The sequence below is a fragment of the Micromonospora sp. NPDC049891 genome (assembly GCF_040660295.1).
GTDB lineage: Bacteria > Actinomycetota > Actinomycetes > Mycobacteriales > Micromonosporaceae > Micromonospora.
Genome location: NZ_JBFAML010000006.1, coordinates 84,797 through 98,756, shown reverse-complemented (window position 1 = coordinate 98,756; position 13,960 = coordinate 84,797). Strand labels below are relative to the sequence as shown.

Sequence of the window (13,960 nt, the reverse complement as noted above, 5' to 3'; positions counted from 1 at the left end):
AGGTGACAGGTGCGTCACCGGGAGGCTCGCATGGGAGGTCGGATCCTCGAACTGCGTGTACACGGAGTGTCAAACACGCCGCCCGCCGAGACGCTGGGCCTGACGGCGGAACCCGGCGGCGAGTCACCCCAGCCACGGCTCGTCGCCGGCGGCCCGGTCACCGGCTTCTACCGCTCCGCGACCGCCGCGCCACTCGACCCGATCGTCGTCGAGGCGTACAGCTGGGGGCAGTTGACCTCCGGTGCGCGGACCGCTCGCGACGTGGAGCGGGCCCTGTGGACGCTGCTGCTGCCCTTCACCCTGGCCAATGTGGCGCTGCACGCCCGGCCGGGAATACCGGCAGACCCGACCACCGAACGGCTGGCCAGCCGGTCCGGCATGACGGCCTGGCTGATCAGGCTGTTCTGCCTGAGCCTGACCGGCACTCCCGTGCTCGCGATGACAGGCGTCGGCGTCGATCTCATCGGCTGGCAGTGTGTGGACGAGGTCTGCCTGAGCCGGATTCCCGGCCCATGGGAGTTCCTCGCAGGCCCCTGGTGGCAGCAGGGCGGCCGGGCTCTGGCCGTCGGCCTCACCGTGCCGCTCGCCATGATCGGGGTGCTCGGCCTGGTCACCTGGCGGACCTACCAGTACGAGGCGGTGATGCCGGCCGACCCGACCACGAATCCAGCGGGACGGCGTACGCCGCCGCCGGTCGACGCCGACGTGCCGGTCGGTCAGCCCAGGCAGGAGCCAGCGCCCGTGCCCGAGCCACCACCCGGCCCCCTGAGCAACCCTCTTCAGGACCCGACGTTCTGGTGGGGCGAGGGGCAACTACGCCGTGCGGCGGTACTGCACCTGTGCACCGGCACCGTGGTGGCGGCGGCGGTCCCGCTCGGCACGGTCTCGGTGCTCGACCCGCCGCACGGCGCACGGGCGGTGGTCACCTGGTCCGCCGTGGCCGCGTTCACCGCCGTTTTGACGATCACGTTGGTGGCCATCGGCCGGCCCTTCCTGACCCGACGCGAGGGTGCCACCCCGCTCGGTGGATGGAGCATCGCGGTCATCGTCCTCACCGGAATCGGCCTTGCCGGCACCTTCGCGGTGCTGTTGCTGCCCGACGGTGCCACGGGCAGTGCGCTGGCCGAGCTTCGTCCGCCCGTCGGCTGCGTCGAAGACCCCACCCAGCCCGGATGCCTGACGGACCGGTCACTACCGGGTTTCGACCGGGTCGTCGCCTGGCTGGGCACCGGTCAACTGCTACTGCTCATCGCGATCGGCGCGACCGCCCGCTCCGGCCGGCGCGGCGGTGCCACACCGGCCGCCGCCGCGCTGCTGATCGCCGTCGCTGCCGCCTGGTGCCATGGCTGGCTGCCGGCCGCACCACCGGCCCCGATGGCACTGTGGCAGCTCGCCCTGCCACTGCTCGTCCTCGCCGCGATCGGCCTGCTGCTGCCCCGGACCCGTCCCACCAGGATCAAACAACCACTCGAACCGCACACCGACCTGGCCTGGCGCGGTCGGGCACCCGCGGTCATCGCCGGCTTCGGCTGGCTGCTCTGCCTCGCGTACAGCACCGGCGTGCTCTACTGGGTCGCCAACCGGCTCAACGGCGAGGACACACCCCACGGCCAGCCGCTGGTGGTGCCGCCGACCCCGGTGACCTGGGCCGGCCTGGCCTTCGCCGCCGCGCTGCTGATACTCGCCCTGGTCGCGGTCCGCGCCCTGGTGCTCTTCCACCGCCTGCGACGCGAGGAGTACGCCCAACTGAGCGCCCGGGGCGGCCGACTGTCCGCACACGACCTGCGTCGCGCCCGGGACGTCAGCGCCCACCAGGCGCTGCACCGGCTGGTCGGCGAACACGCACTGCGCCTGGCCGGCTGGTACGCCGGTGTGATGGCCGTCCTCGCCGTGCTGGGCTGCGCGGCCGTGCTCGCCTGCCCCCTCCCCCAGGCCGGGACGGGCGGAGCGGCCCTGGTGATCGAGGCGGTGGCGGACGTCGGCGACGCGCTGCTCGGCTGGCTGCCGGTGGCCGTGGCCGCCGTCGGCCTGCTCGTCTACCGCAAGAACACCATCCGCCGTTCCGTAGGCGTGGTCTGGGACGTGGGAACCTTCTGGCCGCGCGCTGCCCATCCACTGGCACCACCGAGCTACGCCGAGCGGGCGGTGCCCGAACTGCTCACCCGTACGGCCGGCCTGATCGCACTGGACGAGCACGACCCGCGCCGGATGGACGGCATCATCCTCTCCGGGCACAGCCAGGGCACGGTGATCTGCACAGCGGTCATCCTCCAGATGCCGAACCGCTGGCGGCGCCGGATCTGGTTCTTCTCCTACGGCTGCCAACTGACCCGCCTCTACGGTCGGATCTTCCCCGCCTACTTCGGCCCGGACCGGCTACCGGTGCTGACCGAGGCGCTGACCCGCTCCGGCGGCGGAACCCGGTGGACGAACTTCTGGCGGGACACCGATCCGCTCGGCTGGCCGGTCACCGCCGGGGAACGGGACATCGCGGTGACCGACCCGGAAGCGTTGCATCCCAGCGACGGCGAGGTCGCCGACCCACCGATCCGCAGCCACAGCGGTTACCCGGAGGCCGCCGAGTTCCAACGGGAGAGGTCCCGGGTGGCGTGGCTGCTGCGGCGGGCGGTCCCGTCACCCCGTCGGGGGCTCGGCTAGGCGCACCACCAGGTCGGCCCGGTCGGCGGTGCCGGCCACCAGCGCCGCGTTGGTCTCGTCGCTGCCCAGCGCCCAGGCTCGGGCGTCCTGCTCCGACCGCCCGTACGCGATGTGCCGGGCCACCAGCCGACGCCGCCGCAGGTCGGCGTCGAGGTCCAGGAACCATGCCTCGTGCAGCAGGGCGCGTACCTCGTCCCAGGGCCAGTTCGGGATCAACAGATAGTTGCCGTCGGTAACCACCAGCCGGACCTCCGGCGGCACCTCTATCGCGCCGGCGATCGGCTCCTCCAGATCCCGGCGGAACTGCGGGGCCCAGACCGACGTCGGTTCCTTGCGCCGCAGGCGACGCAGCAGCGAGACGTAGCCGTTGGCGTCGAAGGTGTCGATCGAGCCCTTCCGCAGCTCCCGGCCGAGTCGACGCAACTCGTCCTGAGCGAGGTGGAAGCCGTCCATCGGCACCAGCCGGGCGGCCGGGCCGACCGCCTCGACCACCTGTGCGGCAAGCGTGGACTTGCCGGCCCCGGGGGCGCCGGTGATGCCGAGCAGCTGCCTCGGTCCGGCATCGGCCAACCCGCGGGCCCGCGCCAGCAGATCCTCGACCGACAACACCTGAGCGGGAGTCATCAGGACAGGACCGGCCGGCTGATCGTGAACCGGGCCCGGACCGCCGCGTGGACGCCCTGCGGCTGCGGGTCGAGTTCCAGTTCCGGTGGGCCGGCGGACTCGACCCCGCCGGCGTCGAAGGCCATCCGGGCCATCATCGGCTGTGCGGTGCCGCCCTCGTCGGACAACTCGACCAGGTCGGTCACCTGGGCGCCGAGCGCCTCGGCGTACTCGCGGGCCCGCTGCAACGCGTCGCTGATCGCGGTGTGCCGGGCCTGCCGGTAGGCCGGGCTGTCGGGGCGCAACGACCACCACGGACCGGCCACCTCGACCTGGTCCTGGTCGGCCAGGCGCAGCATCAGCTCACCGAGGGCGGTGAAGTCGCTCACCGTCACCGTGGTCACCACCGAACCGTGCCAGGCCACGATCCGCTCCCCGGAACGCCGGGTCTCGGGCCGCACCCGCAGCTCGCCGGTCTCGCGTCGGTCGATCGTCGGGCCGTACGAGTCGAGCAGGACCCGGATCGCCGCAGCCCGCTCGGCCAGCCGGGTCAACGTCGGTTCCCGCTCCCGGTCACGGGCCAGCGCGGTCACGGTGAACCGGGCGAGTTCCGGCGCGACCTCGCGGTACGCCTCGCCGCGTACGGTCACCACCGGTCCGTCCACCATGCCCTCACCCTACTGGCGGGCCCGTCGCCGCGCCCACCGATGAGCCGGGCGCGGCGCCGTTCAGAGCTGTGGCAGGTGAGCGAGGTAGGAGACGGTACCGGCTGCGGTCCGGCACCCGCTCAGCTGGCCACCGGCCGCCCCGAGGTCGTACAACCAGGCCACCTCGGCCGCATCCGCGCCCGCCGGGAACGACCGGACCTGCTCGTCGTACGGGCGGCCGGCCAGCTCGGCCCGGGCGGCACCGGCCTCGGCGTACCGGGCGGTGAGGGTGTCGGCGTCGTCGGAGCGCAGCGCCCCGGCCAGCTCGTCGAGGAACGCGGTGACCTGGGCCAACGCGGCAAGCACCTGGTCCCGGTTGCCGCGCAGCATGTTCCCGGTGCGGTGCGGCGGGGTGCCGGCCACCCGGGTGCCGTCCCGGAAGCTCCCGGCGGCAAGCGTCAGGACCGCGTCACGCAACGGCGACCGGTGCGCCGCACCGGCCAGTGCCCCGGCGAGCAGGTGCGGCACGTGCGAGGCGAGCGCCACCACTGCGTCGTGCCGGTCCGCCGCCATCGGCACCACCCGGGCGGCGAAGACGTCGGTGACCAGGGTGACGAGGCGACGGAACGCGGCCAGTCCGCCCGGCGCGGGGCAGAGCACCCAGGCAGCGCCGGTGAACAGGTCCGGCAGCGCCGCCGCGAGTCCCGCCCGGTCGGTGCCCGCCATCGGGTGTCCGGGTACGAACCGGTTGGTCAGCCCCTGCTCCGCGGCGAACGCCGCCAGCTCGGCCTTGGTGCTGCCCACGTCGGTGAGCAGGCAGTCCTCGGCGGTGGCGGCGGCGACCTCGGCAAGGGTCGCGGGCAGCGTGGGCAGCGGTCCGCCGAGGAACACCACATCCCGGCCGGCCACCGCGTCGGCCAGCCGCTCCGCCGTCGGCAGGCCGGCCAGCCGGGCCTGCCGACGGGTCTGCTCGTCCGGATCCCAGCCGGTCACGTCCACTCCGGCGGCGTGCAGCCGGAGCAGCACCGAGCCACCGATCAGGCCGGTGCCGACCACCGCCGCCCGCAGCCGTGCGCCAGCCCTGAGCACCATCCGCGTACCTCGGCGTTCCGTGTCGTCACGGAGCCGGCCGGCCCCGCGTCGGCGTGCCTGCCGGATCCGCCCGAACTGCCACGATGTCCGGAGACACGCCTGCGTCCGCGCCGAGGATATCGCCGCCCGGGTCGGCGCCCGCCGGCCGGACCGGTAGGCGCCCCGGGCGGTCAGGCTCGTGCGGCGTACGCCTTGTCGCGGAGGCTACCGAACGCGCCTGCCGGATCCGCGCCGGCTTCCGTCTTCAGGGTGACGATCGGCAAGATCGTAAAGCCGGCCGAACCGGCCCGGAAGGGGGTTGTCCGGCGAACCTCCACGTCGTACGGTCCCCTGCGCCGCCCGCAGCCGCGCGGGCACGTAACGGGGAGGAACGGCCATGGCCGCGACGTACCGGGCACTCGCCTCGGTGGTCATGTTGATCGGGTTCTACGTGGTCGCGCTGCTTCAGCTGGCGGCCGTCGCCGCCCTCGGCGTCTGGCTGTACGGCCACACGAACGGACTGGTCACCGGGAAGCTGCTGCTGCCGCTGGTCGTCGCGCTGGGTGCGGTGGCGGTCGGGCTCTGGCGGGCGATCCGGACGAAGAACGAACCGGCACCGGGCCTGGTGCTCGACGAGCGGGAGGCACCGCAGTTGTGGGCCACCGTCCGGGAGCTGGCCCAGGCGGTCGGCACCCGGGCGCCGGACGAGATCCGGCTGGTGCCGGAGGTGAACGCGGCGGTCGGCGAGCAGAGCCGGCTGCTCGGGCTGATCGGCGGGCGGCGCACCCTCTACGTGGGCCTGCCGCTGCTCCAGGCGATGCGGGTCGACCAGCTCCGCTCGGTGCTCGCGCACGAGCTGGGTCACTACTCCGGCAAGCACACCCGGCTCGGTGGCGTCGCCTACCGGGGACGGCTGGCGATCGAGGGCACCATCGAGCGGATCAAGCCGCGCAACCCCATCGGGCTGGTCTTCAAGGGATACGCGAGGCTGTACCTGATCGTCGACAACGCCGCGTCGCGGCGGCAGGAGCTGGAGGCCGACCGCGCCTCCGTCCAGCTCGCCGGCCACGAGGCGGCCAGCTCCGCGCTACGGAGCCTGCCGGCGCTCGACGCGGCCTGGAACTTCTTCACCGGCCGGTACGTGGAGTCGGGCTGGCAGGCCGGCCTGGCCCCGGACGATCTGTTCGGCGGCTTCGGGCAGCTGCTCCAGGCCCGCCGGGACGAGATCGACAAGCTTCAGCAGGACGTACCGGACCGCGAGCCGTCCCGGTGGGACACCCACCCGCCGATCGGCGTCCGGATCGAGGCGATGGCACAACTGCCGGCCGGTGCGGCCGCCGACGACGACCGTCCCGCACACGTGCTGCTCGCCGACGTCCTGGACGCCGGCCGCCGGTTGCAGAGCCTCGTCATCGACATCGGCAACCGTCAGGTACTGCCATGGCCGGAGTTCACCCACGCGGCGATCGCCGCTGGCGTGCAGCGCCAGGCGGACGGCGTCTACCGGGCGGCCGGCCGGTTCACCGGCACCCCTGAACCGGGTCTGACGACGGTGCTCGACCTGGTCCGGGCGGGCCGCCTGGGCGAGTTCGCCGAGCAGTTCTTCAGCGACGCCACCCCTCGCGAGGCGGCGGCCCGCTTCGCCGGGCCGATGGAGATGTTGCTGGTGAACGCGACGGTCCGCGCCCAGCGTGCCCACTGGCAGCTGTCCTGGGGCGGGCCGGCCCAGTTCGTCGGCACCGGCGGTGAGCCGCTGGACCTCGCCGAGATCGCCAAGCTGGCGGTCTCGGCGGAGACCGTCGACGAGGCCCTGGCCCGGCTCGCCGAGTTGGGCGTCGACCCGGCCGCCGCGACGGTGGTGCAGAGCCGGGCCACCGCCGACAACGCCGGCGTCATCGGCGCCATCGGCAACGTGAAGGTCGACGACGTGGAGCACGACCTGCTGATCCTCGACCGCGGCCTGATCCTGGTCGGAGGTCCGGGCAAGGCCGGCGACGGTGAGAAGCGGCTCACCGGACTGCTCGAATCGACGCCTGTGGCGACGTTGGCCACCCGGCACCAGTTCCTGCCGTACGAGGAGATGGTGTCGGTGAACGTGACCAGGCAGATCCCGCTGAAGGCCGAGCTGACGCTGCACGACGGCCGCGTGATCGCCCTGAAGGAGCTGTACGGCAGCGTGCTGCTGGAGCGGCACAGCCGGGACAACCTGCTGCGGGTGTTCGAGCGGATCAACGAGGACTGAACCGCCGACCCGACCGAGGCCCGTCCCCGCATCCGGGGGCGGGCCTCGTCGTGATCAGGACAGGCGGGCGGCGACCGCGGCGATCCGCTCGTCGGACTCGGTGAGCGCCGCCCGGACGTACTGCCGCGCGCCGGGCCCGTAGAAGACACCGGCGGCGACCAGAATCCCCCGTCGGGCCAACCAGTCGACGGTGGCCCAGCAGTCCTCGCCGCGGGTCAACCACAGGTAGAGCCCCGCCTCGGAGTGCTCCACGGTGAAACCGGCACCGGTGAACGCCGCCCGCAGGGCCGTCCGGCGTGCCCGGTACCGTTCCCGCTGCTCGTCGGCGTGCCGCTCGTCACGCAGCGCCGCCGCCATGGCCGCCTGCACCGGCGCCGGCACGATCATCCCCGCGTGCTTGCGGATCTTGAGCAGCTCGGCCACCAGCGCCGGGTCGCCGGCCACGAAGCCGGCCCGGTAGCCGGCCAGGTTGGAGCGCTTGGAGAGCGAATGCACCGCCAGCACCGAGTCGTACGAGCCGCCGCACACCTCGGGCGACAGCACCGACACCGGCTCGGCGTCCCAGCCCAACGGCAGATAGCACTCGTCGCTGGCCACCACCGCGCCGCGCTCACGCGCCCAGTCCACCACCTTGCGCAGGTGGGTGGCGGGCAGCACCCGCCCGGTCGGGTTGCCCGGCGAGTTCACCCAGACCAGGCGCACCCGGGACGTCGGACCGACGGCGGTAAGCGAGTCGGCACGTACCGTGGTGGCTCCGGCCAACCGCACGCCGTCCTCATAGGTCGGGTAGGCGATCGACGGGACCACCACGACGTCGCCTGGCCCCAGCCCGAGCAGGGTGGGCAGCCAAGCCACCAGCTCCTTGGAGCCGATCGTCGGCAGCACCCCGAGCCCGTCCGGCCTGGCGCCACAGGCCCGCGACACCCAGCCCGTGATCGCGTCCCGCAGCGCCGGAGTGCCAGCGGTCAGCGGATAGCCGGGCGCGTTCGAGGCGTCAGCCAGCGCCTGCCGGATCACCTGCGGCACCGGATCGACGGGCGTACCCATGGAGAGGTTGATCAAGCCATCCGGATGCGCCGCGGCCAGCGTGGCCGCGGCGTCCAGGGTGTCCCAGGTGAACTCGGGCAGCCGCGACGAGACCGGGCCGGGCCGGTTCAGTGGCCCTCGCCGCGGGGCGGCTGCGCGGCGACGAAGGTGGCGTCCTTCTCCACCTTGCCGATCTTCGAAGCGCCACCGGGCGAGCCGAGGTCCTCGAAGAACTCGTAGTTGGCGCCGGTGTAGTCCTTCCACTGCTCCGGCACGTCGTCCTCGTAGAAGATCGCCTCCACCGGGCAGACAGGCTCACAGGCACCACAGTCGACGCACTCGTCGGGGTGGATGTAGAGCATCCGATTGCCCTCGTAAATGCAGTCGACCGGGCACTCCTCGATGCATGCCTTGTCGAGCACATCCACGCACGGCTCGGCGATGATGTAGGTCACCGGTCTTCTCCTCCGCAAGACACGCCGCGATCACCCGCGACGGTAAGAGCCTAGTATCTCGCCGGGGAGGAGGTCGATCGTGCTCCGAGAGCAAGACTTGGGACACCGAATCGTGGTGCGCCGCCGCGTCGGCGTACGCGGTGGCCGGCCGGTGTACTCCGACGCCCTCGGCGAACTGGTCGAGCTGACCGAGACGCATCTCACGCTGACCACCCGCCAGGGGCGGCTACGCGTGCCGATCGCCGAGGTGCACCGGGCCAAGCGGGTGCCGGCGGCCCGGCGGCCGACCGCCGCTGCCATGGTCGAGCTGGAACTCGCCGCCGACGAGGCGTGGCCGGCGCCGGTCCGGGACCGCCTCGGTGACTGGCTGCTCCGGGCCGCCGACGGCTGGACCGGTCGGGCCAACTCGGCTCTGCCGGTGGGTGACCCGGACCGTCCGCTGCCGGCCGCGCTGGACGCGGTGGAGCGCTGGTACGCCGGGCACAGCCAGCCGGCAATGGTCAACACACCGCTGCCCCTGGCCGCGCCGGTCGGCGCCGAACTCGACCGGAGAGGCTGGGGCAGCCGCCCACCGGTGCTGGTGCAGACCGCCCCACTCGCCACCCTCGTCCAGCCGGCACCGGCCGACCCGGGTGGCGTCGTCGGTGCTGCCAGCCCGGTGGTCGAGTTGGCCGCCGCGCCGTCGGCGGAATGGCTCGCCGTGGCGGCCGGCCGCAAGGGCGGGCTACCGGACGCCGCCCGGCACGTGCTCACCGCCGTGGACCAGATCCGCTTCGCCCACGTGTACGTCGACGGCGCGCTCGTCGGGGTCGGCCGCGGCACGGTCACCGGCCGAGGGCGCTGGCTCGGGTTGTGCCTGATCGAGGTGCTGCCCGCCGCGCGCCGGCAGGGACACGCCGCCCGGCTGATCCGAGCGCTCGCCGGCTGGGCCGTCGATGCCGGAGCCACCGACGCGTTCCTCCAGGTCGAACAGAGCAACGCGGGTGCGGTCGCGCTCTACCGCAGGATGGGCTTCACCACCCACCACACCTACCTCACCCGCGTCGCGCCGCACTGACCTCGCCGGTCAGCGGCGGACCACCCGGCGGGGCTTGGCCGCGCTGGTCTCGGCGTACCGCTGGAGGCTGCGCGAACGGTAGTCGCGGCCGAGCGTGACCAGCAGCAGGTAGCCCAGCATCGTCCCGACGGTGGTCACCACCAGGTAGAGCCCGATCTGCGCGAAGAAGGTGCTGCCACCACCGGCGAACGGGTTGTCGCCGACCAGCAGCGGCCCGATCAGCACGGTCAACCCGACCGCGACGCCGATCGCGGCGGCCACCTCACCGGCCCAACGGGCCAACGGACGCCGCGCGCCCCAGACGAAGGCGACACCGGCCAGAATCACACCGATCACCACGAACATGCCGAGCGACACCCGGTCGGCGGAGCTGTCGTCGCCGTCGAAGCCGAACCGGATGACCAACCGGGCGACCACGTTGACCGCGAACAGTGCGAGTGCGAGCACGCCAACCGCACGCCACCGCTGACCCATCCCAAGCCTCCCGCCGTAGCGCCCGCCCGGACGGCGGGTCTCCTGGCAGGAATATCTACCACCCGTCGCTGAGCGCCGTCAGTACCGTCCGGAAGCCGGCGCCGACGCGAGGATCGACCGGAACGCCATCACCGCGAAGGTCATCGCACCGCCCACCACCAGGGTGAGCCCGACCCAGTTGCCGACGAGCAGTACGTCGCCCTCGCTGGTCCGGTCCGCCGCGATCACCATGATGGCCACCCAGGGCAGCGCCGGCAGCGCCACCGCCCAACGACGGCCGACCGTCTCGACCGCGAACCAGCTCAATGCGATGTTCGCGGCCACGGCCACGAGCACCGCGACGCCGATCAGGTGCCCGCCGACCCGCAGCGGGGCGAGCAGCAGCTCCAGCACCGCGGTCAGCGTCGCGGCCACGACGGCGAGAACGCCGCCGCCCACCCGCAGGCCGATGTCCACGGGACGCCGCCACCTCCGGCTCGACCGGGGCGGCTGCTGCTCCTGCGGGGCGACCGACATCGCGGCGGGCAGGGTCACCGGTGACCGGCCGAGGTGACCGGTCTACGGCCGGGGCCGTCGACCACGTCCGGGCCGCCGGCCACCTCCGCCGCCACGGCGTCCACCCCGGCGAACAGATCCGACTCCCAGCCGTACCGGCCGCTGCCCGCCCCCTTCTCCCCCAGCGCCAGGGTGAAGTACTCCACCCCCATGAACTCGGCGCCGAAGTTGCCGGCGATCGAGTACAGCCAGGAGGTGGCCGGGATCTGGGTCGCGTGGGCGCGCATCGCCGCCTCCTTCGCGGCGTGCTGCTCGGTGGCGTCGATACGGGCCGCGATCTCCTCGTCCGGGGTGCAGAACGGCAGCTCGGTGGCGTCGTCGATGCCGGCGAAGGGGTTGTCCGACGCCTCCGCGAAGTGCGTCATGCCGGCTTCCAGCACGCTGCGCGGCATCGCCGTCCAGTAGACCTTCGCCGGGGCGAGCCCCTCGGCGGCGGCCAGTTCCACGGCCCGCATGGTCACCCGGTGCGCCTGGATGTGGTCGGGGTGGCCGTAGAAGCCGTTGTCGTCGTACGTGATGACCACCTGTGGGCGTACCTCCCGGATGATCTCCAGCAGGTACCCGGCGGCCTCGTCCAGGTCGGCGCCCCAGAAGGCACGGGGATGCTCGTTCGTCGGCAGACCCATCATCCCGGAGTCCCGGTAGCGGCCGGCGCCGCCCAGGAACCGGTGATCGGTGACCCCCAGTTCGGCGCAGGCGGTCGCCAGCTCGGCGATCCGGTACCCGCCGAGCTGGTCGGCCTCGGCCGCGGCGAGCCCGGCCAGCTCCGGTACGTGGATCTCGCCCTCCTCACCGAGGGTGCAGGTCACCAGGGTGACGTGGGCACCCGTGGCCGCGTAGTGGGCCATCGTCGAGCCGGTGCCGATGGACTCGTCGTCGGGGTGCGCGTGGACCAGCAGCAGGCGGCGGTCAGGCAGCGTCGTCACGACGGTCACTCTAACCGGCGGTTCTCGCCTGTCGGGCCCGACGCGTCCGCGCAGGTCGCTCACATCATGCTCGGTACCGGCCTACGATCTGGCCTGTGGACTTTCCCGAGCTGGCCGCCCGCACCCGCAGGTTCAGCCACGGGGCGCCGCGTGCCGTCTCCGTGGCCGACGACGGTGCCCGGGTGGTCTTCCTACGCTCGGCGGGACCGGAGGACCCGGCCGACGCGCTCTGGCTGCTGGACGTGGCGACCGGCACGGAACGGCTGGTCGCCGACCCGACCACCCTGCTCGGCACCGATGCCGACCCCGACGCGCTGAGCCCGGGGGAACGGGCCCGGCGGGAGCGGCTGCGGTTGAGCGCCTCCGGCATCGGCTCGTACGCCCTCGACGCCGCCGGACGGGTGGCGGTGTTCGCGCTGGCCGGGCGGCTCTTCCGGGCCGACCTGGTGCACGGCGACGTGATCGAGGTGCCCACCGTCGGGCCGGCGCTCGATCCACGGCCGGACCCGAGCGGGCAGCGGCTGGCCTACGTGACCGACGCCGCCGAGGGGGTACGCCGGGGCGAGCTACGGGTGGTCGACACCGACGGCGCTGACACCATCCTGGCCGGCGAGGACTCCGGGGTGCTCTGGGGGCTGGCCGAGCACATCGCGGCGGAGGAGTTCGGGCGGCACCGCGGTTACTGGTGGGCCCCCGACGGTCGGTCGGTGCTCGCCGCCCGGGTCGACGAGTCCCGGCTGCCCCGCTGGCACCTGCACGACCCGGCGCAGCCGGACAGCCCGCCGGCAAGCGTCGCGTACCCGGTGGCGGGCGGCCCCAACGCCGAGGTCAGCCTGCACCTGCTCGACCTCGACGGCGGCTGGGTCGACGTGCACTGGGACCGGGAGACCTACCCGTACCTCACCGCGGTGCACTGGGGCGAGGGCGCCCCGCTGATCACCGTGCTGCGCCGCGCCCAGCAGCACGGGCTGGTGCTCGCGGTCGATCCGCGTACCGGGGAGACGCAGGTGCACGCCGAGCTGGCCGATCCCCGCTGGGTCGAGCCGATCCCGGGCACGCCCGCGCACCTGCCCGACGGGCGGGTGCTTGTCGGTGGCGAGCTGGCCCACGACGGGTACGACGCGCGCTGCCTGTTCGCCGACGGCACGCTGCTCACCCCGCCCTCGCTGTACGTACGCCGGGTGCTCGGCCGGCTGGCCGCCGCCAGCGGTCCGGCCGACCTGCTGGTCGAGGCGAGCGACGGCGAGCCGAGCGAACAGCACCTGTTCCGGGTCCGCACCAGCATCGGCGGTGGCGTGGACGCCCGCCGGTTGACAAGCGACGCCGGCTGGCACGTCGGGGCGGTCGGCGGCGGCGTGCTGGTCATCGGCAGCGCCTCGCTGGACCATCCGGGCGTGCGGTGGACGGTGTTTCAGGGTGACCGGGAGGTGGCGAAACTGCGGTCGCTGGCCGCCACGCCCAGCTACTCCCCGCTGCCGCTGCTGGAGCGGGTGACCGACCGCCGGCTCCCCGCAGCGGTGCTCTACCCGGACAACCATGTCACCGGCCGTCGGTTGCCGGTCCTGCTGGACGTCTACGGCGGTCCGGGGCATCAGGAGGTGGTGGCCGCGCGCTCGGCCTGGCTGGAGCGGCAGTGGTGGGCCGACGCCGGCTTCGCGGTGGTGGTCACCGACAACCGGGGTACGCCGGGTATCGCCCCGTCGTACGAGAAGGCCATCCACCGACGGGTGGCCGACGTGATCCTGCTCGACCAGGTGGAGGCGCTCACCGCGCTCGCCGACAAGCACCCGGACCTGGACCTGGACCGGGTCGCGGTGCGCGGCTGGTCGTTCGGTGGCTGGCTGGCCGGCCTGGCGGTGTTGCGGCATCCGGAGCTGTTCCGATGTGGCATCGCCGGGGCACCGGTCACCGACTGGGCCCTGTACGACACCGCGTACACCGAGCGGTACCTGGGCCTGCCCGCCGACGGCGAGGACGTCTACGCGCACCACTCGCTCGTGGAACTGGCCGCCGAGCCGGTCACCGACCCGGCACACGCCCGACCGCTGCTGCTGGTGCACGGCATGGTCGACGACAACGTGGTGGCGGCGCACACGCTGCGGCTGTCGGCGGCGTTGCTGGCCACCGGGCGGCCGCACTCGGTGCTGCCGCTGACCGGCGCCACCCACATGGCCGCCGGCGGCCTCGCCGAACGCCTTCTTCGCCTGGAACTCGACTTTCTCCGAACCCACCTCGGGATGTGAAGC

At 73.3% G+C, this 13,960-nt stretch carries 12 protein-coding genes; 4 read left to right on the top strand and 8 right to left on the bottom strand.

Annotated features, from left to right (window positions below; all coding sequences use genetic code 11):
• Positions 1 to 30 precede the first annotated feature (30 nt).
• Positions 31 to 2,658 carry a hypothetical protein gene (locus tag AB0I71_RS10465; protein WP_357583069.1) on the top strand — a complete coding sequence of 876 codons (2,628 nt, stop codon included), beginning with the start codon at positions 31 to 33 and terminating at the stop codon, positions 2,656 to 2,658.
• Here AB0I71_RS10465 and AB0I71_RS10460 read toward each other — a convergent pair.
• From AB0I71_RS10460 to AB0I71_RS10450, 3 genes are read right to left on the bottom strand one after another with little or no spacing between them, the layout of a single operon-like run.
• Positions 2,635 to 3,282: a nucleoside/nucleotide kinase family protein gene (locus AB0I71_RS10460; protein WP_357583067.1), complete on the bottom strand. Its 648-nt coding sequence runs from the start codon at positions 3,280 to 3,282 to the stop codon at positions 2,635 to 2,637. The genes AB0I71_RS10465 and AB0I71_RS10460 overlap by 24 nt on opposite strands.
• Entirely contained in the window at positions 3,282 to 3,929 is a 648-nt protein-coding gene (locus AB0I71_RS10455; RefSeq protein WP_357583065.1) for an SIMPL domain-containing protein, read from the bottom strand. Before AB0I71_RS10455 ends, AB0I71_RS10460 begins: the two co-directional genes overlap by 1 nt.
• Before the next feature lie 60 nt (positions 3,930 to 3,989).
• Entirely contained in the window at positions 3,990 to 5,000 is a 1,011-nt protein-coding gene (locus tag AB0I71_RS10450) for a prephenate dehydrogenase/arogenate dehydrogenase family protein (RefSeq protein ID WP_357583063.1), read from the bottom strand.
• Positions 5,001 to 5,376: 376 nt separating this feature from the next.
• Between AB0I71_RS10450 and AB0I71_RS10445 the strand changes: the two genes are divergently transcribed.
• Positions 5,377 to 7,221: a M48 family metallopeptidase gene (locus AB0I71_RS10445; protein ID WP_357583061.1), complete on the top strand. Its 1,845-nt coding sequence runs from the start codon at positions 5,377 to 5,379 to the stop codon at positions 7,219 to 7,221.
• 54 nt (positions 7,222 to 7,275) lie between these two features.
• Here AB0I71_RS10445 and dapC read toward each other — a convergent pair whose 3' ends face one another.
• Entirely contained in the window at positions 7,276 to 8,379 is a 1,104-nt protein-coding gene (gene dapC / locus AB0I71_RS10440; RefSeq protein ID WP_357583364.1) for a succinyldiaminopimelate transaminase, read from the bottom strand.
• Positions 8,376 to 8,702 (bottom strand): ferredoxin, encoded by a 327-nt coding sequence (gene fdxA / locus AB0I71_RS10435; protein ID WP_007464872.1) that lies wholly within the window; start codon positions 8,700 to 8,702, stop codon positions 8,376 to 8,378. The genes dapC and fdxA overlap by 4 nt, the downstream gene beginning before the upstream one ends.
• Positions 8,703 to 8,781: 79 nt before the next feature.
• Between fdxA and AB0I71_RS10430 the strand changes: the two genes are divergently transcribed.
• Complete coding sequence (locus tag AB0I71_RS10430; protein WP_357583059.1) at positions 8,782 to 9,759, top strand: GNAT family N-acetyltransferase; 978 nt, start codon at positions 8,782 to 8,784, stop codon at positions 9,757 to 9,759.
• Between the two features lie 9 nt (positions 9,760 to 9,768).
• Here AB0I71_RS10430 and AB0I71_RS10425 read toward each other — a convergent pair whose 3' ends face one another.
• From AB0I71_RS10425 to mshB, 3 genes are all read right to left on the bottom strand, one after another.
• Complete coding sequence (locus AB0I71_RS10425; protein WP_357583057.1) at positions 9,769 to 10,233, bottom strand: hypothetical protein; 465 nt, start codon at positions 10,231 to 10,233, stop codon at positions 9,769 to 9,771.
• 78 nt (positions 10,234 to 10,311) lie between these two features.
• Positions 10,312 to 10,749 carry a hypothetical protein gene (locus tag AB0I71_RS10420; RefSeq protein WP_357583361.1) on the bottom strand — a complete coding sequence of 146 codons (438 nt, stop codon included), beginning with the start codon at positions 10,747 to 10,749 and terminating at the stop codon, positions 10,312 to 10,314.
• Between the two features lie 14 nt (positions 10,750 to 10,763).
• On the bottom strand, positions 10,764 to 11,723 hold the full coding sequence (gene mshB, locus AB0I71_RS10415; protein WP_357583055.1) for an N-acetyl-1-D-myo-inositol-2-amino-2-deoxy-alpha-D-glucopyranoside deacetylase: 960 nt from the start codon (positions 11,721 to 11,723) through the stop codon (positions 10,764 to 10,766).
• Positions 11,724 to 11,809: 86 nt separating this feature from the next.
• Here mshB and AB0I71_RS10410 point away from each other — a divergent pair, with 86 nt between their 5' ends.
• Positions 11,810 to 13,957: a prolyl oligopeptidase family serine peptidase gene (locus tag AB0I71_RS10410; protein ID WP_357583053.1), complete on the top strand. Its 2,148-nt coding sequence runs from the start codon at positions 11,810 to 11,812 to the stop codon at positions 13,955 to 13,957.
• Positions 13,958 to 13,960 lie beyond the last annotated feature (3 nt).